The following is a 19235-nucleotide window of genomic DNA, read 5'->3' as shown; positions in this document are numbered from 1 at the left end:
CGTGGTTTGATGGGGGCCTTTCGGATGCGCTGGAAACGTCGGCGGCTGTTGTGGCGTGCGTGGCGTGCGCGTCACAAGCTGACCCTTCAGCAAGACGGCGGCCCGCAAATCCCCGATCAGGGCGTGTTGGCCTTTGTGGTGCTGCGCAACGAAGCCGCGCGGTTGCCGTACTTTCTAGACCACTACCGCAAGATGGGCGTGGCGCATTTTCTGGTCGTGGACAATGGCAGTGATGACGGCAGCGTAGAGATGCTATCGGCGGCGCCAGATGTCACCCTGTGGCACACGCGCGCCAGTTACCGCGAGGCCCGTTTTGGGTTGGATTGGCTGGGGTGGCTGTTGATCCGCTATGGGCACGGGCGCTGGTGCCTGACAGTGGATGCAGACGAATTGCTGGTCTATACCGGGATGAAAGAGCACGGACTGGGGGCGCTGACCCGCCAATTGGAGCAAAAGGGCCGCAGGGGGTTTGGCGCGCTGATGCTCGATATCTATCCCAAAGGGCCGCTGGGGGCGCAGGACTATGCGCCGGGACAAGACCCCAGCACCGTGCTGCCCTGGTTCGATCCCGGCCCCTATCGCGCGCAGCGGCAGGACCCGATGGGCAATCTTTGGGTGCAGGGCGGGGCACGAGAACGGGTGTTTTTTGCCGACAGGCCGGAGCGTTCTCCGACCCTGAACAAGATCCCGCTGATCCGCTGGAACCGGCGCTACGTCTATGTCAATTCGACCCATTCGCTGTTGCCGCCGAGCCTAAACAGGCTCTATGACGGGCCGGGCGGGGCGGCGCCCTCGGGCGTCTTGCTGCATACGAAATTCCTGCCAGAGATAATCGTAAAGTCGCGCGAAGAAAAGACCCGCCAGCAGCATTTTCACACGCCCGAACAGTTCGACAGCTATTACGACCAAATCGGCGCGGCGCCTGATATGTGGCACGACGGCTCGGAACGCTACACTGGGCCCGAGCGACTGGTCGAGATCGGGTTGATGCGCCCGCTTTGAAATTAGGGGGGCGGTAGCGCTTTGAACGCGCCTAACGCTTTCTAAATGCGTTGTTCGTAAACACCACCCATGACATATTGACCAAAAAAGTGGCGAGGAAGACAGAGGCCCATCCGAGCCTCACCAGCGCTTCCTTGGGCAGGATATGGAGTAGACGTGAGGCTTTGGGACTCTTACCGGATGCGGTTGCGGCGCAAGAGGCTCTTGATCCGGGCCGTGCGCAAATCCACCGAGCTGACGTCGGTGCAGGACCACACCCGTGCCATCGCCCGCGATGATATTCTTTTGGTCTGCACAATGCGCAACGAGCAGATCCGGCTGCCCTTTTTCTTGCAGTATTACCGCGACATGGGGATCGGCCATTTTCTCTTTGTGGACAATGGGTCAGACGATGGCAGTGTCGACTACTTGCGCGGCATGAAGGATGTGTCGATCTGGCAGACCAATGCCAGCTATCGGCGGGCTGGTTTCGGCGTCGACTGGATGAATTACCTCAAACGCAAATACGCCCATGGCCATTGGGTGCTGGTAGCCGACCCGGACGAATTCTTTGTCTACCCGTTCAGCGACACAAGACCGATCCGCGCGCTGACGGACTGGCTCGACAACAGCGAAATCCGCAGCTTTGGCGCGATGCTGATTGATGTCTATCCCAAGGGGCGGATCGATGCGGAACCGTATCAGGCAGGGCAAGACCCGCTTGAGATCGCGCATTGGTTTGACAGCGGCAACTACACGATCACGCGCAATCAAAAATATACCAACCTTTGGATCCAAGGCGGGCCGCGGTCGCGGGGCTTCTTTCCCGATGAGCCTGAAAAGGCGCCTGCTTTGAACAAGATCCCCTTGGTCAAATGGGACCGGCGCTATGCCTATGTCAGTTCCACCCACATGCTTTTGCCGCGCGGGCTGAACCGCGTTTACGAAGAAGGCGGCGGAGAGAAAGCCTCGGGCGTGCTGCTCCATGCCAAGTTCCTAGACACTTTTGGCGCCAAAGCGGCAGAGGAATTGCAGCGCAGCGAGCATTACGCGGCGTCGGTTGAATACAAAGCCTACGCCGACCGCTTAAAGGACGACCCCCAACTGTGGTGCAAATGGTCGGAGCGGTACATCAACTGGCGCCAGCTTGAGATTCTCGGGCTCATGTCAAAAGGGAACTGGGCATGAGCATCGGGATCGTCATGTTGGTGCACAACGCATGGGACCGCGCCGAGCAGGTCGCCCGGCATTGGGCCGCGGCGGGCTGCCCGGTGGTGATCCATATCGACAAGGCCGTGCCCCGGCGCGCGCATGATGCCTTTGTGGCGTCATTATCCGACCTGAAAGATGTACGGTTTTGCCCGCGCAAGCGTTGCGAGTGGGGCACTTGGGGCATAGTCGCCGCCTCCCAAGGCGCGGCGGAGGTCATGCTGTCGAGCTTTCCCAAAGTGCGCCATGTCTATCTGGCCTCCGGCTCTTGTCTGCCGCTGCGCCCGGTGCAGGAATTGATCGACTATCTCGAGGCGCGCCCCCAGACCGATTTCATCGAAAGCGCCACCACGGGAGATGTGCCTTGGACCGTAGGCGGGCTGGATGAAGAGCGGTTCACCCTGCGCTTCCCTTTCTCGTGGCGGCGCAATCGCTATTTGTTTGACCGCGCGGTAGAGGTACAGCGCCTGCTGCCCCTTAAACGCCGAATGCCGCGTGGAATTGTGCCGCATATGGGGTCGCAGTGGTGGTGCCTGACCCGGCGCACCCTGTCGGCAATCCTGCAAGACCCTGACCGGCCAACATATGACAAGTTCTTTCGCCGTGTCTGGATTCCTGATGAGAGCTATTTCCAGACCCTTGCGCGGCTCTATTCCAGCAAGATCGAAAGCCGGTCGCTGACCCTATCGAAGTTCGATTTTCAGGGTAAACCGCATATCTTTTACGACGATCACCTCCAGCTTTTGCGCCGCTCAGACTGTTTTGTCGCCCGCAAGATTTGGCCGCACGCAGACCGGCTCTATGATGCGTTTTTGACTGACTCTGCCGGTGCGATGAAAAGGACCGAACCGAACCCCGGTAAGATCGACCGCATTTTTGCCAAGGCGGTGGAACGGCGGACGCGTGGCCGCGCCGGGCTCTATATGCAAAGCCGCTTTCCCAATGAAGATTGGGAGAATGGTGTCACCGCCGCGCCCTATTCGATGTTTCAGGGCTTTGCCGAGATCTTTGAAGATTTCGAGCATTGGCTGAGCCGCGCCACCGAAGCGCGGGTGCATGGCCATCTCTTTGCGCCCGATCGTGCGCATTTCGCTGATGGGCAGACGGCGTTGAGCGGGGCGTTGTCGGATAATCCGGTGCTGCGGGATCATAATAGCAGCGCATTTCTAGCCAATCTGATCTGGAACACGCGTGGCGAGCGTCAGTGTTTCCAATTCGGCCCGATGGACAATCAAGACATCAACTGGCGCGTCGCCAAAGACCCTAATGCGCAGATTTCGGTCATCACTGGCGCTTGGGCGGTGCCGCTGTTCCGCTCAAACCTCGATTTTGCCGATATCCGCCGCCGGGCCGCGAAACTGCAGCAGGTTGAAAGCAAGCATATGGATATTCTGCGGTCACCCTACGCCAAGGCGCGGGTGCGGATCTGGACCATGGCCGAATTTATCGAAGCACCGATGGAGCCTTTGCAGTTGATATTGGATGAGATTGGCCCCACCCGCCTGCGCCGCCTGTCAGAGGCGCCGCGCATGGTGGACCTGAACGGTTTCGGCCAGTTTCTGCAAAACCTCAAGAACCAAGGCATGCACCCCTATCTGATGGGTGATTTTCCGGTCGCCCAAGGTGTGACTGGTGATGCCAAGCCTTCCCCGAAACCCTATCTGGTGAAATAACCCATGAGCGACAAATTCGACAGTTTCGTGGTCTTCGCCGAGATGCGGACCGGGTCTAACTTTCTCGAAGCAAACCTGAATGCTTTTGCGGGGATCGCCTGTCATGGAGAGGCGTTTAACCCTTTCTTCATGGGCTACCCCAAGAGCGAACCGATCCTTGGCGTCGATCAGGCCACGCGGGACGAAAACCCCAAAAAGCTGCTGGCTGTAATCCGGGGGCAGCGGGATGCTCTGGGCGGTTTTCGCTATTTCCACGATCATGATCCGCGCGTCTTTGATACCATCATCAAGGATCAGCGCTGCGCCAAGATCGTGCTCACGCGTAATCCGGTCGACAGCTACGTCAGCTGGAAGATCGCGCAGGCGACGGGCCAGTGGAAGCTGACTGATATGAAAGCGCAGAAGGTGGCACAGGTGGTTTTTAACGCTGATGAGTTTAGCGCGCATTTGGACGCCTTGCAGCGCTTTCAGATCACCCTGCTTAACCGTTTGCAGACCTCGGGGCAGACGGCATTTTATGTAGCTTACGAAGACCTGCAAAGCGTTGAGGTGATGAACGGGCTTGCGCACTACCTTGGTGTGGATGAGCAGTTAGAGGCGCTGGATAAGAACCTTAAGAAACAGAATCCCAGCCCGATCTCCGCCAAGGTCAGCAACTATAACGAGATGTTGGAGGCGCTGGCCCGGCTGGACCGCTTTGATCTGACCCGAACCCCGAATTTTGAGCCGCGGCGCGGGCCGAATGTGCCCTCCTATGTGGCCGCCGCGACGAGTGGGTTAATCTACCTACCGATCAAATCCGGGCCGCAGGATCAGGTGCTGGATTGGCTTGCCGCCCTCGATGGGGTGCCACGCGAAGCGCTGCGCGATAAGATGACCCAAAAGGAATTGCGGCAGTGGAAACGCAAAGCGCCCGGCCATCGCGGCTTCACCGTGCTGCGCCATCCGGCGTTGCGGGCGCATGACGCTTTCTGCCGCCATATCCTCACAACGGGCGAGGGCAGCTATCGTCAACTGCGCAACACGCTGATGCGCCGTTACAAAATGCCGTTGCCGAAGGACGGGCCCGACGCAGAGTATGACCGTGCCGCGCATCGCACCGCCTTTGTGTCTTTTCTAAAGTTTCTCAAAGGTAATCTGGCCGGCCAAACCTCAATCCGGGTGGATGCGGCATGGTGCTCTCAGGCCCAAGCCATTGCAGGATTTGGGGAGTTCTGCCTGCCGGATCGCATCATCCGCGAAGAGGATTTGGCCGCTGAGTTGACTGCACTGGCCGCGACCCAGGGGCATGCCACCAGTCCTGCTGTGTCAGCGGGCTCAGAACCCGGCCCTTTCACGCTCAACGACATTTATGACGATGAGATCGAAGCCCTCGCCGCGGATGCCTATCAGAAAGATTACATGACTTTCGGTTTCTCCCGTTGGCGCTGAGCCTGTGGGTGGATTGATCTTGCCGGGTCTGGCGTAAACTGGAACAACTACTCATCTAGATTGCATCGTCAGAGGTCGCGCCCCGTGAGTTTCCTGTCTGTCACCTCTGTCCCCACGCTGCGTTGGAGTTCGCCCAAGGCGTTCACCCTCAAGCCGCCTTTTGCCTCGATGATGTTTTTGATCCTCGGGTTGGTCATGTTCGGCTTGGGCGAAGCGCTTTTGGTCAATGCGGGCGTGGGTGTCAGCCCTTGGACCGTCTTTGCCGAAGGCGTGACCAAGATCACAGGGTGGAGCCTTGGGCTTGCGACTTTTCTGATCAGTGCGACGGTGCTGCTGCTGTGGATCCCGCTGCGCCAGACGCCGGGTATCGGCACCATCCTCAACGCGGTGATCGTGGCGCTGGTGCTGGAATACGCATTGCCGATCTTGCCACGGTTTGACAGCTATCTGGCGAATGCCCTGCTGGCGTTAACAGGGGTCTTCGTGACAGGTTTTGGCGGCGCGATCTATCTGGTGGCAAACCTCGGCCCCGGCCCGCGGGATGGGCTGATGACGGGGCTGCAGCGGGTCACGGGAAAACCCATCGCGCTGGTGCGTATGAGCATTGAGTTGACCGTGGTCGCGATTGGCTGGGCGTTGGGGGGCACCTTGGGCCTTGGCACGTTACTGTTTGCGGTGGGCATTGGCCCGGCCATGGCGATTGGGATGCAGATCCTACAGCTGCGCAGCGTGACCCGCTGAAGAAAGCGCTGCCCTTCCCGGTCGCACCGCACGCCCGAAGGCTAAAATCCGCTAGATCGCTGCATTTTCCCGGGCCGACCCCACCGCATACTGCGGTATACCGTCGACCTTCGCTGTCTCTTCAGCTATCAGGGCTGCAAATGCAGCAATTTGGAGCATATCATGTCCGACATCATTTATACTAAAGTTGACGAAGCGCCGGAGCTGGCCTCTGCGTCCCTGTTGCCGATCATCCAGAAATTCGCCAAAGCTGCTGGTGTAAGCGTCGGTACGAAAGACATCAGCCTTGCCGGGCGTATTTTGGCAACCTTCCCAGAGCACCTGAGCGAAGATCAGCGCCAGTCCGACGATCTGGCCGAACTGGGCCGTCTGGTAAAGACGCCCGAGGCGAATGTGATTAAGCTGCCCAACATCTCTGCCTCTGTGCCGCAATTGGTCGGTGCCATCAAAGAGCTGCAATCCCAAGGCTTTGCCCTGCCTGATTATCCTGATTCCCCCAGCACCGACGAAGAGAAAGCCGTTCGTGCTAAGTATGACACCATCAAAGGCTCGGCTGTGAACCCGGTTCTGCGCGAAGGCAACTCTGACCGTCGCGCCGCCAAGGCGGTGAAAAGCTTTGCGCAAGCGAACCCGCACCGGATGGGCGATTGGGCATCCGACAGCAAGACGCATGTGTCGTCGATGTCTGGCAACGACTTCTTCTCGAACGAAGTTTCGGCCACGCTCGACAAAGCTTCTGGCGCGAAAATCGTGGTAGAGACCGCGGATGGTGAAAAGGTGCTGAAAGACGGCCTTGATTACCCTGCAGGCACTGTCGTTGATGCGACCTTTATGAGCGCTGCGGCCCTCAAAGAATTCCTCGCCACTCAGATTGAAAAGAGCAAAGAAGACGGCGTTCTTTTCTCGCTGCACCTCAAAGCGACGATGATGAAGGTCTCTGACCCGATCCTTTTTGGCCACGCGGTCGAAGCCTTCCTGAAGCCCGTGTTTGAAAAGCACGGTGAGACGCTGAAAGAGCTGGGTGTAAACCCGAACTCCGGCCTCGGCGATCTGTTGGCGCGTGTGAAGGGCAATGACGAGATCATGGCCGACATCAACGCCTGCATGGACGCGCGTCCGCCGATGTATATGGTCGATTCCGACAAGGGCATCACCAACCTGCATGTGTCTTCGGACGTGATCATCGACGCCTCTATGCCCGCGCTGATCCGCGCTGGTGGCAAGGGCTGGGGCCCGGACGGCAAAGAGCATGACGCGAATTGCGTGATCCCCGATAATTCCTATGCGCCGGTTTATGACGAGGCGATTAACTTCTTCAAAGAGAACGGCAAGTTGAACCCGGCGACCGCTGGCACCGTGCAAAACATCGGCCTGATGGCGCAAAAGGCCGAGGAATACGGCTCCCACCCGACTACATTTGAAATGTCGGAGGCGGGCACCGTTAAGATGATCCTCGACGACGGCACCGTGCTACACCAGCACAAGGTCGAAGCCGGTGACATCTGGCGGTCGTCCTCAGCGCGCAAAGCGCCGATTGAGGACTGGGTCAACCTCGCCATCTCGCGTCAAAAGGCCGAAGGCTGCCGCGCGATTTTCTGGCTCGACGAAACCCGCGCCCATGACGCTGAGCTGATCTCTTATGTGAAGCCGATCTTGGAGGCCCAAGGCGTGGCCGACAAGTTCGAGATCATGGCACCCCGCGAAGCCACACGTGCCTCGCTGGAAACCATCACCAAAGGCGAGAACACCATCGCCATCACCGGCAACGTGCTGCGCGATTATCTTACCGATCTCTTCCCCATCCTCGAACTGGCGACCTCTGCCAAAATGCTGTCGATCGTCAAGCTGATGAACGGCGGCGGTCTGTTTGAAACAGGTGCGGGCGGTTCGGCGCCAAAGCACGTGCAGCAGCTGGTCGAGCAGAACCACCTGCGGTGGGACAGCCTTGGGGAATTTTGCGCGCTTGGGGAAAGCCTGATGTTCTTGGCCGATGCCAAGGGCAACGAAAAGGCCCGTATCTTGGGCGAAGCGGTTGAGGTGGCAACGCAGGGCATTCTCGACAATGGCCGTTCCCCCTCGCGCAAAGTGGGTGAGCCGGACAACCGCGACAGCCACTATTGGTTCGCGCGCTATTGGGCCGAAGCGGTCGCCGCTCAAGGCAAGGATGCAGAGCTCGCCGCTCAGTTTGCGCCGATTGCAGAAGCATTGGCGACCAACGAAGCGGACATCCTTGCCGAGCTTGCTGCGGTTCAGGGCCCTGCGGCTGATCTGGGCGGTTACTATCGCACGGATGAGGCCAAGACAGACGCCGTAATGCGCCCGTCTAAAACGCTGAATAGCATTATCGGCTAAACTGCCGAATATGCATTGATACGCCGCGTAGATATTCCAACTACGCGGCGTATTTTGTCCCGCGTTTGGGGCGACCAAACCAGCGCAGAAGCGGAATAGTTCGCGACCTCTTGGGGTTTAGTTGGTGGCGATCAAAAGGCTTTGGCATTCCAGAACCCGCGTCGACAAGCGGAGGGAAGCTGAATGCAGAAACGACTTCAGATTGACACAAAGACCGACGCGCAGCGAATGCTTCGCCTCGCAACTGTCTGGCAGTTAAACCTCAATCGCATGGGAACCCACCCCCCTTCCAGCAACCTTTGGCGTGGCGCTTACTGCACCTCGCGTCATAACCTGCTGTTGATCTCGTCCTGTGCAATTAAGGTGCGCAGATCGTCTATGATCAAACTCGTCGCATAGGGCTTGGCATAGAATTTCGATCCTTCGGGCATTTCCTCATCCCCGACACCGATCACACCTGACGCGATCAATATTTTCACCGAAGGCCACCCGGCGCGCACATATTCGGCAAGCTTTAGTCCGTCCATCGATCCCGGCATGTCGATGTCGGTAAATAGAATGCCGATGTCATCGTGAGAGCCGATGATTTCTATCGCCGCATCGGCGGAGGGGGCGTCATAGGTCTTGAACCCGGCGTCTTGTATCATGTCGACCGCATCCATGCGCAACAACGGCTCGTCTTCGACGATCAGAACGGCGGGCCTTTTGGTGTCTTTGGCGTGCATATCAATGCGCTTTCATTGAATAAAAGAGAGGGTGTCAGGCGGTTTTAAAGCAGACCGGACATGGGTGCGTTAAGTGTGAAACACAAGCCTTTCGGCTTGAACGATAGCTCTACGTTCCCGTGGAAATAGCTGGCCAGTGCCTGTTCGATCATTCGACTGCCAAAGCCACGCCTTGTGGGGGCATCGACCTGAGGACCGCCGGTTTCCTCCCATGTGAAAGTAAAGGTATCATCGGTGACACCCCAACGGATGAGAACCTTTCCCGCATTGTTCGATAACGCACCGTATTTCGCAGCGTTTGTCGATAACTCATGAAGGGCCATCGTTACCGCGAGGGCCTGTTTCGATCCCACCTCTACCTCTGGCCCATCAATGATAAAACGGCTCTCGCCAGTGCGGTGCGGCGCCAGTGCAGCATCAACCACAGCTGGTATTTGGGCCTCGGCCCAGGACGCCGCGATCAGCCGATCATGGGCTTGCGCCATCATAGCAATGCGCGATTGCAGCGCGGTTTGTGCGTCAGGCAAGTTGTCCGCCAGTCGCAGCGTTTGCGAGACCATGACGTTCACCATAGCCAGCGTGTTCTTTACCCGGTGGTTCATCTCGCCCAGCATCAACTGGCGTTGTTCTTGGGCAACCTTGATCTCGTGGATGTCCGTGCAACTGCCATACCAGCGCAGAATGGTGCCAGACCTGTCCAACACCGGCTGCGCCCGCCCCAAGACCCATCTGTAGTCGCCCGAATGATGGCGCAGACGGTATTCGATTTCGTAGATTTCGCCGGTCGTAAGACTGTGAGACCAGAGATCCCAAGCCCGTGCTTGATCATCTGGGTGGAACACACCGTTCCACGATTCACCATCGGTGCTGCCGTGTGGCACGCCGGTAAACTCGTACCAGCGGTTGTTGTAATAATCGTGGTACCCATCTGGCAAAGTCGACCAGATCATCTGATCCACCGAATTCGCGATTGCCTGAAACTTCGCTTCGCTTTCGAAAAGCTGCCGTTCACGCCACTGAAGCTCCTCAAGCTGCTTGCGGGCTTCATGCTGCCGAACGCGGGCGGCAAGGGCTGAACGGACCGCGCGGATAAGCTCTTCGGCGTGCAGGGGGCGCGAGAGCAAGACGGCGTTGCTCAGCGTATCGATCTTTTGGGTGGCGCGCTCGCTGCGGTCGCGTGACGTGCCATTGGCCAACACGATGAAAGGCACGTCAGACCAAGCCGCCTGTGACGTCAGCACATGGTCGAGTTCTTGGGCCCCCGCGCTGTTCAGCGCTTCTTCGGTGATGAGCACGGCCCCGACATGCTGCGCGATAAGGTCCGATAGTGTCGTGAGCGTTGGCGCGGAAACAGTCGCGATCCCGTCCTTCGCCAAAAGCTGACGTGCGACCGCATCGTCGCGCCCACGCGGTGCCACCACTGCGACGGCTGACAAGATATCTGTCCCAGGTCCTGTCGTGGTGTCAGCAAGTGCGGCGAGGCCAGTCACGATTGGCGATCCTCAGCATCATCTGCGGACAATGGCATCAGATCACCTTTTGACGGCGTATATACCGGACTGCCCGAGAGAATAGCAGAGAAATTGCGAATTGGCGCGCCGACGGTCAAGCCGTCCCGATCAATCTTGAACTCGCGAATGCTGCGCTCGTGGTCAGAGGTCCGTGTCTTGATGACCGAGATGGATTTGCGAATTTCGCCCTCCGCCTCGAAAAACCGAAGCATCATTACGGTATCTGCGAGGTAACTGATGTCGATGTCTGAACGCAGTTCGCCGGTGATGCCGTGCTGACCGAGGACCATCATCGAAATCACACCCTGCTGTGACAGGTAGCTAAGCAACTCATGCATTTGCAGCACGAGGAAGTTGTCGCTGGGCATGGCATGCAGATAAGCGTTTAGGCTGTCGATCACCACGATGCTTGCATCATTGTCCTCAACCGCCCCGCGCACAGCATAGGCGAATTGACCGGGCGAGAGTTCGGCCGGGTCGATCTGGCGGATCTGCAAAGAGCCATCGTCGATATAGGGTTGCAGGTCCATCCCAAGTGCCTTGGAACGGATCATCAACGTCGCGAGCCGTTCGTCGAACAAGAAATACGCGGCTTTCTGACCCCGCTCGAGCGCTGCAATCATGCAACGTACCGCCGTCGTGGTCTTGCCTACGCCAGCGGGGCCGGCCAGCAGTGCGTTGGTTCCTGGAAACAGCCCATCGCCCAAAAGGGCGTCCAGTTCCTTTAGGCCGGTGGTCACAGGTTCGGTGGAATGCACACGGTGGTGCTCTGCCGCGATCAGGCGCGGGTAAACACAAATGCCGCCCTTTTCGATGGAAAAGTCATGATAGCCCCCGTGGTATTTCAAACCACGCATCTTGATCACCCTCAAGCGCCGTCGCTCCGAGCCGAAGTCATTCGCCAGATGCTCCAGAGAAATGACGCCATGCGCAATGGAATGGAGCTGCAGATCACCCGGCTCGGCGGTGCGGTCGTCGAGCATCAGCACAGTGCATTTGCGCCGCGCAAAAAAGTGTTTCAGGGCTAGGATTTGCCGGCGGTAGCGCAGGGGGTTCTGGGCCAAGAGGCGCAGTTCGGAGAGGCTGTCGAGCACGACCCGGTCGGGATTGGTTTTTTCCACAAGTTCAATGATGCCGCGCACCGTTTCGCCCAACTCTACCTCGCTTGGATGTAGAAGGGACTGTTCGTGATCCGCACTGAAATCGTCTTCGGCGACCATCTCGTACAAAGCGATGTCATCCAACGTCCAACCATGTGACTGGGCGACGGCGGTTAGCTCATTCACCGTCTCGGAGAGAGTGATGTAGAGCCCTTTGCTCCCTGCGGCGCGACCATCCATAAGGAACTTTAAAGCAAGCGTTGTCTTGCCCGAACCCGGCGTGCCTTCGACCAAATAAAGTCTCTCCGGGGTCAGGCCGCCACAGAGCACTGAGTCTAGGCCTGATGTTCCGGTGGATATTCTTTGCTTAGCTTCAGTCGTAATTGTTCTATTCATTATGGTTTCTTCGCTCGAAAAATCGTCGTTTAGGTAATCCGAACGCAGAAGAAGTAAATAACGTGCTTGGGATTTTCTTGCCACGACGCAGGGTAGAATGCGGCGTCGAATATCAGCCGCAAGGGCTTTCGTATCACGAAACCTATCGTGCAATTCGCGGCACTAATGCCGCGAATAATAGGCTAAAGGCAGCCGAACAAACCTTTAAAAATCGAGGTTCTCGACGCTCAATGCGTTTTGTTGGATGAACTCGCGCCGTGGTTCAACAACATCGCCCATCAGCTTGGTAAAGAGGTCATCCGCCTCGGCCATGTCCTCAACCCGGACCTGCAGCAGGGTACGCGCATCGGGGTCGAGAGTGGTTTCCCAAAGTTGATCGGGGTTCATTTCCCCCAGACCTTTGTAGCGTTGCAACGACAGACCCTTTTCGCCTTCTGCAAATATCGCATCAAGCAGGTCCATTGGACCGTGGATCAGCTGGCTGCGGTCTTTGCGCACGAGGGTCGCGGGCTGGTCGTAGACCTCTTGCAGGTGTTTGGTGAAGGTGCCGGATTTTCTGGCTTCGCCCGAGCGCATCATGCGGCCATCCAGCGTGCGCACCTCTTCGACACCGCGCAGGATGCGGGCAAGGCGGATGCCGTGGTCTTGGGTGATGCGGCCTTGCCAGCCGCGCTCATATTCCAGCGCGATCAAGTTCAGACGGTCGGCCACCTTGTCGGCCACGCCCTGCAGATCACTGTCCACCACGCCATCGACAAAGGCGCCAGCGATAGCGGCCTGTTCAACGATGTGGCGCGGGTAATGGGTCGGGAATGCCTCCAACACGCGGCGCAATTGACGGGCCATATCGACCACACGGGTCAGGTCCTGGCCGCTGATCTCTTCGCCGTTGCCCTGGCGCAGCATCGCGCCGTCGACGCCCTGCTGAATCAGGTAGTCTTCCATCGCGGCTTGGTCCTTGAGGTAAACCTCGGACTTGCCACGCGACACTTTGTAGAGCGGTGGCTGTGCGATGTAGAGGTGGCCGTGCTCAATCAGCTCGGGCATCTGACGGAAGAAGAAGGTCAGCAGCAGGGTACGGATGTGCGCCCCGTCGACGTCAGCGTCGGTCATGATGACGATCTTGTGGTAACGCAGTTTGGAGAGATTGAATTCATCCCGCCCGATCCCGGTGCCAAGCGCCATGACGAGGTTGCCGATCTCTTGGCTCCCCAACATCCGGTCAAACCGCGCGCGTTCGACGTTGAGAATTTTACCCTTCAGCGGCAAGATCGCCTGCGTCTGACGGTCGCGGCCCGTCTGGGCAGAGCCGCCAGCGCTGTCACCCTCGACGAGGAAGACTTCGGTCTTGGATGGGTCTTTTTCCGAGCAATCCTTGAGCTTACCAGCAAGGAAGTTTACATCCATCGCGGATTTGCGGCGGGTCAGTTCGCGCGCCTTGCGGGCCGCTTCGCGGGCCTGCGCTGCCTCGACAATCTTGCCAACGATCTGCTTGGCCTCGGCGGGGTTCTCTTCGAACCATTCGGCCAGCTTCTCGTTCACCAGACCTTCGACTGCGGGGCGCACCTCTGAAGACACCAGTTTGTCTTTGGTCTGCGAGGAGAACTTCGGATCCGGCACTTTGACCGAGAGCACGCAGGTCAGACCCTCACGAGCGTCATCCCCGGTGAAGTTAATCTTTTCGCGCTTCGCGATGCCGCTGGATTGCGCATAGCCGTTGATCGTGCGGGTCAGCGCGCCACGGAAGCCCGCCATATGGGTGCCGCCATCGCGCTGCGGGATGTTGTTGGTGAAGGGCAGTACGTTCTCGTGGTAGCTGTCGTTCCACCACATCGCCACTTCGATGCCGATGTCGTCGCGCTCGCCGGTGATAAAGATCGGCTCGGGCATGACAGAGGTCTTGTGACGGTCGAGGTATTTGACGAATTCCTTCACGCCGCCGTCGTAGTAAAGCTCGGTCCGCAGCGGCTCAACAGGGCGTTCGTCGGTCAGGATGATCCGCACACCGGAGTTCAAGAAGGCCAGTTCGCGCAGGCGCTTTTCCAACGTCTCAAAGATATATTCGCGGTTCGAGAACGTGTCTGTCGAGGCCATGAAGCGGACTTCGGTGCCGGTGCGGTCGGTGTCGCCCAGCACTTCGAGGTGCTTGGTCGTGAAACCGCCCTCAAACCGTGCGATATGCTCTTTCCCCTCGCGCCAGATGCGCAGTTCCAGCCAGTCAGACAGCGCGTTCACGACTGAAACGCCAACCCCGTGCAGACCGCCCGAGACCTTGTAGGAGTTGCTGTCGAACTTACCGCCCGCGTGTAGTTGGGTCATGATGACCTCAGCGGCGGACACGCCCTCTTCCTCGTGGATGCCAACGGGAATCCCACGGCCATTGTCACTCACGGAAACCGAGGAATCTTCGTGGATCGTGACCGTAACCGCGTCAGCATGACCGGCCAGTGCCTCGTCAATACCGTTGTCCACAACCTCATAGACCATATGGTGCAAGCCAGAGCCATCATCGGTGTCCCCGATATACATGCCGGGGCGTTTGCGAACGGCCTCCAACCCTTTGAGAACCTTGATGGAATCGGCACCGTATTCCTGTGGTGTCTGCGCGGTATCGGACATGCGGAAAAAACCCTTCTCGTTTGCCCGATTTATAGTGTTTTCGACCGGCATTGTCACGCGAATGACACAAGATTTTGTGTCAGGCGAAGGGGATCACAAGACCCACGAAAATCAGCAAGGCGCCAGAGATCAGATTGATCCGCCGCAGGGTGCGCGGGGCGGTGAGAAAGCCGCGGATATGGCCTACCAAAACTGCGATTGTGAGGTTCCCGATCAGCGGAACGATGACCGAGGCCGCAAGGATCAAGCCAATGTCAGGTGCGGTGACAGTACGCAGATCAAAGAACCCTGGAAGCACGCCGATATAGAACAGAACCGCTTTCGGATTGCCGAGGATCGCAATGATCCCTGCCACGAAACCGGACCACATGCCGGGGCGGGTCAGGCGGCTGTCGGTGTTGATCTTCTCGCCTGCCTGCCGGATCAGAGCCACGCCCATCAGAATAAACACCCCACTGGCAATCCAGCGCAGCACTTCCATCATCGTGTCAAAGACCGAGAGGATCCATGTGATCCCCAACACCGCCACGAGGGGCCAGAGCACATCCCCGATCGCCACGCCCAAGGCCAGCGGCCAGGCGGCCTGAAACCCGCCCGACAGCGCGCGGGCCATCATCGCAAGCCAGACCGGGCCGGGGGTAAGGAACAAGATCAGCAAAGCGCCACAGTAGAGCAGCAGGTCGGCGGCGGTGATGGTCATGCGATGGTCTTCACGCGCGAAAGGCCGTCTTCTTCGGTCACTTCGACATATTGCGCGCGGTCGCCGAGGCTTTCAAACAGCTCAGGCCCGGTGCCAGTCATCCAAGCCTGCGCGCCAAGGGCGCAGATTTCATCGTAAAGCGCCGCGCGGCGGGTGGCATCAAGATGGGCTGCTACCTCATCCAGCAGCAGCAGCGGCGGCGCCCCGAAATCGGCTGCGATGGCGCGGGCATTGGCAAGGATCAGTGAGACAAGAAGCGCCTTTTGCTCTCCGGTTGAGCAGTCCCGCGCAGCCACGCCCTTGGCTGCATAGGTGCCTTCCAGATCGGCGCGGTGCGGGCCAATCAGCGTGCGCCCCGCGGAAAGATCACGCATCCGATTGTCCGATAGGGCTCGGCGGAGGGCTTCAACGTCACTCGGCATTGCGCATTGAAGCTCCAGCGTGGCGACGGGGAAGGCGGTCTGCGCCTCTTCCTGTGCGGCCTCAAGTGCTGCAAGCGCCTGGAGGCGGTTGGCGTGGATCTGCGCACCGGTCTCGGCCATGCGAGCCTCTAATGCGGCGTACCACGCAGGTTCGCGGACCATATCCTTGAGCAGCCGATTGCGCTCGCGCATGGCTTTTTCATAGCTCAGTGACAGTTCGGCGTGGTCGGGCAACATGCTGAGCGTCACACGGTCCAGAAACCGCCGCCGCCCTTCGGCCCCTTCGATCCACAGCCGGTCCATCGCCGGGATCAGCCACAGCACCCGCGCCACACGGCCAAGAGCGGTCTGCGCTGCCGCCTTGCCGTCGATTTTGGTTTGCCGTGCGGCACCGGCCTCGGACCAAACTTCGATCTCATGGAGCACTGACGGGCCATGCAGCAGCCCGGACATTTTCCAGCCCAACGCTTCGGGCCTACGGGCCATGTCTTGTGCGCTGGTCCGGCGTAACCCGCGGCCCGGTGACAGCAGCGAGATCGCCTCGATGATATTGGTCTTGCCCGCGCCGTTTGGGCCGTAAAGGGCCACGGGGCGCACATCGACATCGATGACCGCCCGCCTGTGCGAGCGGAAATGCGAAAGGCTTAGGTTGGAGAGATACAACTGCGTCATTGAAAGCCGTTTTCTTTGCAAGAAAACGGTCCGGGAATTTTAAAAATTCCCGGCTGCGTCACACGCGCATCGGCATGACGACATAGACCGCCGATGTGTCATTGCCTTCGCGCATCAAGGTCGGATCGCCTGAAGAGTTGAACAGGAACACAGCGTTTTCGCGGTCCACCTGGCTGGCAATCTCCAGCAGGTATTTCGCGTTAAAGCCGATCTCAAGCCGCTCATCGGCGTAGGCCACGGCAAGCTCTTCTTCCGCGGCGCCGCTGTCAGGCGCATTGACCGAAAGCACCAGACGGTCTTCGTCGAGTTGCAATTTCACGGCGCGCGAACGCTCCGAAGAAACGGTCGCGACACGGTCCACCGCGCGGGCGAAATCGGCGGCGTCGACTTCCATCTTGCGGGTGTTCCCTTGGGGAATCACGCGGGTGTAGTCAGGGAAGGTGCCGTCGATCACCTTTGAGGTCAGCGTGATGCCGGGGGTGGCGAAGCGGATCTTAGTTTCCGACACCGACACTGCAATTTCCATCTCGTCATCGTCCAACAGCTTGCGCAACTCGCCCACGGTCTTGCGCGGCACGATCACGCCGGGCATCTCGGCCGCACCCTCGGGCATTTCGGCGTCGATCCGCGCCAGACGGTGGCCGTCTGTGGCCACACAGCGCAGCGCCTTGCCGCTTTCAGCATCCGCGATGTGCAGGTAAACGCCGTTGAGGTAATAGCGCGTCTCTTCTGTAGAAATCGCAAACTTCGACTTGTCGAACAAGCGGCGCAGCACTGGGGCAGGGGCCGAGAAGTTCGAGGCGTATTCCGACGACGCCATAACCGGGAAGTCTTCGCGCGGCAGGGTCGCCAGCGAGAAGTTCGACCGGCCCGCTTCGACCGTAAGGCGGCCCGCAGCGGTATCGGCGGTGAGGTTGATCAGCGCGCCATCGGGCAGCTTGCGCACAATCTCGTGCAGCAGCGTGGCTGAAACGGTGGTGGCACCAGCGCGCTCAACCTGAGCGGCGACCTTATCGACCACTTCAATGTCCAGATCGGTGGCGCGGAAGGAAACATCGCTGCCTTCGGCCTCAATCAGCACGTTGGCGAGAATCGGAATGGTGTTGCGGCGCTCGACCACGGATTGGGCTTGCGAAACGGCCTTGAGCAGTGCCGCGCGTTCGATGCTGAATTTCATATGCCTTCTCCCAATACCGATTGCCGGGAGAGGCAAACTACCCGGTTCCCACGCTTACACAAGAACTTTTGTGGCTTTGTTGCTGCGATTGCAAGAGGGGCGCAAGCTGCGCCCCTGATCGCTGTTTAACCGTGTCTTCAACACAACCCATCAGGGGCTTCAGATCAAGATTCGAGCGCCCGGCGCAGCAGTTCCAGATCCTCGGCGATCTGACCGTCCGAAACCTTGAGCTCTTCGATGCGGCGCACTCCGTGCATGACGGTGGTGTGATCGCGCCCGCCAAAGCGACGGCCAATCTCGGGCAGAGAGCGGCTGGTCATCTGTTTGCACAGATACATCGCCACCTGACGCGGGCGCGCATAGCTGCGCAGACGCTTGGGGCCGATCATATCGCTCAGACGGATGTTGTAATGATCCGACACTTTCCGCTGGATTTCCTCGACCGAGATTTTGCGCTCAGATGCGCGCAGCACGTCGGCCAGACAATCCTGGGTCAGGCCCATGTCGATCTCACGACCGACGAGCGAGGCGAACGCAAACAGACGGGTCAACGCGCCTTCAAGAACACGCACGTTGGAGGTGATGCGGTGGGCCAGAAATTCCAACACGCCATCGGCGACTTCGAGGTCAGGGTAGGTCTTGCGCTGCACTTCGACCTTGCTCTGCAAGATGCCGAGGCGAAGTTCATAGTCTGTCGGGTGCAGGTCAACGATTAAGCCGCACTGCAGACGCGACTTCACGCGGTCTTCGAGGTCTTTGATCTCACCCGGTGCGCGGTCGGCCGAAATGATGATCTGTTTGTGCTGATCAACCAGCGCATTGAACGTGTGGAAGAACTCTTCCTGAGTCGAATCCTTGCCGGCGATGAACTGCACGTCATCGACCATCAGCACGTCGACCGAACGGAAGATCTCTTTGAAGTCCATCATCTTGCGGTCACGCAGCGCTTGCACGAAGCGGTACATGAATTGTTCTGCCGAAAGGTACAGCACATTCATATCCGGGCGGCGCTCATGCAGCTCGCGGGCAATGGCGTGCATCAAGTGGGTCTTACCCAAACCAACGCCACCATAAAGGAACAGCGGGTTAAAGGTGACCGGACCACCTTCGGCGACACGGCGCGCGGCGGCATGGGCCAGTTCGTTGGGCTTACCAACGACGAAATTGTCAAAGCTAAAGCGCGGGTCGAGCGGGGCGGTGCTTAGCTGGCTGTTGGCGGTGGGTTTCACGGCCGCCGTGGTCTGTCGCGCAGCCGGGGCGGGCTTGTCGGCGGCATTGGCGGGCTGCTGGTTCAGCGCAAAGTTCAATCGCGTGGCATCGGTGCCGGCCGCGTTGATCTCATGCAGAATCAGATCCGAGAAATTCTGACTGACGTAATTGCCGAAGAAGTTCGTGGGCACCTTGAGTGTCACGATTCCGTCTTCGACATCGCCGGGCACAAGCGGCTCAATCCAGGTGGTGTAGTTGTTCTGCCCCACTGTCTTCAACAGCCGCTCTTTGATCTCGCCCCAGTGATCTAATGTCAT

The 19235-nt window shown here is 58.8% G+C and carries 14 protein-coding genes; 6 read left to right on the top strand and 8 right to left on the bottom strand.

Annotation, left to right across the window (positions count from 1 at the left end; all coding sequences use genetic code 11):
- Nucleotides 1–24 precede the first annotated feature (24 nt).
- From DSM14862_RS00070 to DSM14862_RS00045, 6 genes are all read left to right on the top strand, one after another.
- Nucleotides 25–1002 (top strand): glycosyltransferase family 2 protein, encoded by a 978-nt coding sequence (locus DSM14862_RS00070; RefSeq protein WP_113075679.1) that lies wholly within the window; start codon nucleotides 25–27, stop codon nucleotides 1000–1002.
- A 180-nt stretch (nucleotides 1003–1182) separates the two neighbouring features.
- Nucleotides 1183–2169, top strand: coding sequence for a glycosyltransferase family 2 protein (locus DSM14862_RS00065; protein ID WP_007118344.1), 987 nt, complete (start codon nucleotides 1183–1185; stop codon nucleotides 2167–2169).
- Nucleotides 2166–3863 (top strand): DUF5927 domain-containing protein, encoded by a 1698-nt coding sequence (locus DSM14862_RS00060; protein WP_007118343.1) that lies wholly within the window; start codon nucleotides 2166–2168, stop codon nucleotides 3861–3863. Before DSM14862_RS00065 ends, DSM14862_RS00060 begins: the two co-directional genes overlap by 4 nt.
- A gap of 3 nt (nucleotides 3864–3866) precedes the next feature.
- Entirely contained in the window at nucleotides 3867–5294 is a 1428-nt protein-coding gene (locus DSM14862_RS00055; RefSeq protein WP_007118342.1) for a hypothetical protein, read from the top strand.
- A gap of 84 nt (nucleotides 5295–5378) precedes the next feature.
- The gene (gene yczE, locus DSM14862_RS00050; RefSeq protein WP_007118341.1) at nucleotides 5379–6035 is read left to right on the top strand and encodes a membrane protein YczE; all 657 of its coding nucleotides are present in this window, start codon (nucleotides 5379–5381) and stop codon (nucleotides 6033–6035) included.
- A 162-nt stretch (nucleotides 6036–6197) separates the two neighbouring features.
- On the top strand, nucleotides 6198–8387 hold the full coding sequence (locus DSM14862_RS00045; RefSeq protein WP_007118339.1) for an NADP-dependent isocitrate dehydrogenase: 2190 nt from the start codon (nucleotides 6198–6200) through the stop codon (nucleotides 8385–8387).
- A 326-nt stretch (nucleotides 8388–8713) separates the two neighbouring features.
- On the opposite strand, the gene DSM14862_RS00040 is transcribed toward DSM14862_RS00045, so the two are convergent.
- The 8 genes from DSM14862_RS00040 to dnaA form a co-directional block, all read right to left on the bottom strand.
- Nucleotides 8714–9112: a response regulator gene (locus DSM14862_RS00040; protein WP_007118338.1), complete on the bottom strand. Its 399-nt coding sequence runs from the start codon at nucleotides 9110–9112 to the stop codon at nucleotides 8714–8716.
- Between the two features lie 44 nt (nucleotides 9113–9156).
- Nucleotides 9157–10548 carry a sensor histidine kinase gene (locus tag DSM14862_RS00035; protein ID WP_243254293.1) on the bottom strand — a complete coding sequence of 464 codons (1392 nt, stop codon included), beginning with the start codon at nucleotides 10546–10548 and terminating at the stop codon, nucleotides 9157–9159.
- Nucleotides 10549–10598: 50 nt separating this feature from the next.
- The gene (locus tag DSM14862_RS00030; protein ID WP_040700331.1) at nucleotides 10599–12119 is read right to left on the bottom strand and encodes an ATPase domain-containing protein; all 1521 of its coding nucleotides are present in this window, start codon (nucleotides 12117–12119) and stop codon (nucleotides 10599–10601) included.
- A 204-nt stretch (nucleotides 12120–12323) separates the two neighbouring features.
- The gene (gene gyrB, locus DSM14862_RS00025; RefSeq protein WP_007118335.1) at nucleotides 12324–14738 is read right to left on the bottom strand and encodes a DNA topoisomerase (ATP-hydrolyzing) subunit B; all 2415 of its coding nucleotides are present in this window, start codon (nucleotides 14736–14738) and stop codon (nucleotides 12324–12326) included.
- Nucleotides 14739–14817: 79 nt separating this feature from the next.
- Nucleotides 14818–15438 (bottom strand): LysE family translocator, encoded by a 621-nt coding sequence (locus DSM14862_RS00020; RefSeq protein WP_007118334.1) that lies wholly within the window; start codon nucleotides 15436–15438, stop codon nucleotides 14818–14820.
- Nucleotides 15435–16532, bottom strand: coding sequence for a DNA replication/repair protein RecF (gene recF / locus DSM14862_RS00015; RefSeq protein WP_007118333.1), 1098 nt, complete (start codon nucleotides 16530–16532; stop codon nucleotides 15435–15437). Before recF ends, DSM14862_RS00020 begins: the two co-directional genes overlap by 4 nt.
- A 58-nt stretch (nucleotides 16533–16590) precedes the next feature.
- Nucleotides 16591–17709 carry a DNA polymerase III subunit beta gene (gene dnaN, locus DSM14862_RS00010; protein WP_007118332.1) on the bottom strand — a complete coding sequence of 373 codons (1119 nt, stop codon included), beginning with the start codon at nucleotides 17707–17709 and terminating at the stop codon, nucleotides 16591–16593.
- Nucleotides 17710–17873: 164 nt separating this feature from the next.
- Nucleotides 17874–19235: a chromosomal replication initiator protein DnaA gene (dnaA, locus tag DSM14862_RS00005; protein ID WP_007118331.1), complete on the bottom strand. Its 1362-nt coding sequence runs from the start codon at nucleotides 19233–19235 to the stop codon at nucleotides 17874–17876.

It is taken from the genome of Sulfitobacter indolifex, assembly GCF_022788655.1.
Taxonomy (GTDB): Bacteria; Pseudomonadota; Alphaproteobacteria; order Rhodobacterales; family Rhodobacteraceae; genus Sulfitobacter; species Sulfitobacter indolifex.
The sequence above is the reverse complement of the archived record's forward strand: the minus strand, read 5'-3'. Positions and strand labels throughout refer to the sequence as shown.

What these genes read in the sequence shown, in the direction of transcription:
- DSM14862_RS00070 (WP_113075679.1), top strand. Translation starts at nt 25, where the DNA reads ATGCGCTGGAAACGTCGGCGGCTGTTGTGGCGTGCGTGGCGTGCGCGT.
- DSM14862_RS00065 (WP_007118344.1), top strand. Translation starts at nt 1,183, where the DNA reads ATGCGGTTGCGGCGCAAGAGGCTCTTGATCCGGGCCGTGCGCAAATCC.
- DSM14862_RS00060 (WP_007118343.1), top strand. Translation starts at nt 2,166, where the DNA reads ATGAGCATCGGGATCGTCATGTTGGTGCACAACGCATGGGACCGCGCC.
- DSM14862_RS00055 (WP_007118342.1), top strand. Translation starts at nt 3,867, where the DNA reads ATGAGCGACAAATTCGACAGTTTCGTGGTCTTCGCCGAGATGCGGACC.
- DSM14862_RS00045 (WP_007118339.1), top strand. Translation starts at nt 6,198, where the DNA reads ATGTCCGACATCATTTATACTAAAGTTGACGAAGCGCCGGAGCTGGCC.
- DSM14862_RS00040 (WP_007118338.1), bottom strand. Translation starts at nt 9,112, where the DNA reads ATGCACGCCAAAGACACCAAAAGGCCCGCCGTTCTGATCGTCGAAGAC.
- DSM14862_RS00030 (WP_040700331.1), bottom strand. Translation starts at nt 12,119, where the DNA reads ATGAATAGAACAATTACGACTGAAGCTAAGCAAAGAATATCCACCGGA.
- gyrB (WP_007118335.1), bottom strand. Translation starts at nt 14,738, where the DNA reads ATGTCCGATACCGCGCAGACACCACAGGAATACGGTGCCGATTCCATC.
- DSM14862_RS00020 (WP_007118334.1), bottom strand. Translation starts at nt 15,438, where the DNA reads ATGACCATCACCGCCGCCGACCTGCTGCTCTACTGTGGCGCTTTGCTG.
- recF (WP_007118333.1), bottom strand. Translation starts at nt 16,532, where the DNA reads ATGACGCAGTTGTATCTCTCCAACCTAAGCCTTTCGCATTTCCGCTCG.
- dnaN (WP_007118332.1), bottom strand. Translation starts at nt 17,709, where the DNA reads ATGAAATTCAGCATCGAACGCGCGGCACTGCTCAAGGCCGTTTCGCAA.
- dnaA (WP_007118331.1), bottom strand. Translation starts at nt 19,235, where the DNA reads ATGACATTAGATCACTGGGGCGAGATCAAAGAGCGGCTGTTGAAGACA.